1 protein-coding gene and 1 pseudogene are annotated in these 1,809 nt (G+C 65.0%); both read left to right on the forward strand.

From position 1 onward, the window contains the following. Positions 1–138, forward strand: a pseudogene (locus VMR03_RS08865) (nitronate monooxygenase); the annotation flags it as partial. Positions 139–268: 130 nt separating this feature from the next. Further along, on the forward strand, positions 269–1,809 hold a 1,541-nt coding region (locus VMR03_RS08870), incomplete at its 3' end, for a FadD3 family acyl-CoA ligase (protein WP_325404319.1).

A 1,809-nucleotide genomic window follows, 5' to 3' on the forward strand; every position in this document is an offset into this window, starting at 1 on the left:
GATGCGGGCGCCTGGAGCTGCGGCATGGTCGCCGGCCTGATCCACGACATTCCGTCCGTGAAGGAGCTGATCGACCGCATCATGAGCGAAGCCGAAGCGATCATCCGCAAGCGCCTCGAAGGCTTCCTCGCCGCCTGACGACGCCCTCATAAAAGGCCCGCAGCCCACTCTCCGGTGCAGGCTGCGGGCCTTTATCGTCCGAAAAGACTAGGACTTTCCGCCGAAGCCCGTGGTTAGCTCGCGTGCGTCAGAAGCAGAGCGGATGCCCATGGAAACCGCCCCCCGAACCCGAACCATTCCCGGCCTCGCCGAAGAGGCGGCCCGTCGCTGGCCGAACCGACCCGCCATTGTCGACGGCGACAAGACGCTCACCTTTTCCGAACTCGACGAAGAGCGCCGCCGCGCCGGCCGCGCCCTCATCGCGCTCGGCATAGAGCGTGGCGACAGGGTCGGCATCTGGGCGCCGAATATCTGGGAATGGATTGTCGCCGCCCTCGCCATCCAGAGCGCGGGCGCCATCGTCGTGCCGGTCAATACGCGCATGAAAGGCCAGGAGGCCGCCGACATTCTGTCCGACGCCGGCGCACGGGCGCTCTTCGTCATCGGCGATTTTCTCGGAGCCCATTATCCGGATCTCATTTCGGCCGTCTGGCCGAAACCGCTCGAACAGATGATCGTGCTTCGGGACGCCCGTGCCGGCGAAACCGATTGGGAAAGCTTTCTGGCGCTGGCCGACGAGGTGAGCGAGGTCGAACTCACGGCGCGCATGCCGGATGCCGACGACATTTCCGACATTCTCTTCACCTCCGGCACGACGGGCCGGGCCAAGGGCGTGATGACGGCGCATGGTCAGAACCTCCGGGCCTTCAATGCCTGGGCAAACGCGGTCGGCCTCGTCGAGGGGGACCGTTATCTGGTCGTCTCGCCCTTCTTCCATTCCTTCGGCTACAAGGCCGGCTGGGTTGCGGCGTTGATACGCGGCGCAACCGTCTATCCGGTACAGGCCTTCGACGCGGAACTTGCCCTCGCGCAAATCGAGCGTGATCGCATCACCGTCATGCCAGGCGCACCGACGCTTTATCACAGCCTGCTCGCCCATCCGCGCCTCAAGGACTTCGATATTTCGAGCCTGCGCGCCGCGATTACAGGCTCCGCCACCATTCCGCCGATCCTGATCGAACGCATGCGCAGCGAGCTCGGCTTCGATGTCGTGCTGTCGGGCTATGGCCTCACGGAAAGCTGCGGCGTCGTCTCGCTGAGCGTCGCCAGCGACGACCCGGAGACCGTTGCGACGGCCTGCGGCCGCGCCATCGAAGGCATCGAATTGCGTTGCGTCGATGAGAAAGGAAATCCCGTTCCGACCGGCACGCCGGGCGAAGTCGTCCTGCGCGGCTACAATGTGATGCGGGGCTATTTCAACAATCCGGAAGCGACGCGCGACACCGTGGACGCTGACGGCTGGCTTCACACTGGCGACATCGGCCTGCTCGATCAACGGGGCTATCTGCGCATCACCGACCGCATGAAGGACATGTTCATCGTCGGCGGCTTCAACTGCTATCCGGCGGAAGTCGAGCGGCTGTTAAGCGCGCATCCCGCCGTCGGACAGGTGGCCGTGATCGGCGTGCCCGACGACCGCCTCGGCGAGGTCGGCAAGGCCTTCGTCGTGCCGAAACCCGGCGCCGCGATCAACGGGGCGGAAATCATCGCCTGGGCGCGCGAGCACATGGCGAACTACAAGGTTCCACGCTTCGTCGATATCGTGGCCGCGCTGCCGACCAACGCGTCCGGCAAGGTGGTCAAACCGGA

Origin of the sequence: Parvibaculum sp. (assembly GCF_035511255.1) — a bacterium.
GTDB lineage: Bacteria > Pseudomonadota > Alphaproteobacteria > Parvibaculales > Parvibaculaceae > Parvibaculum.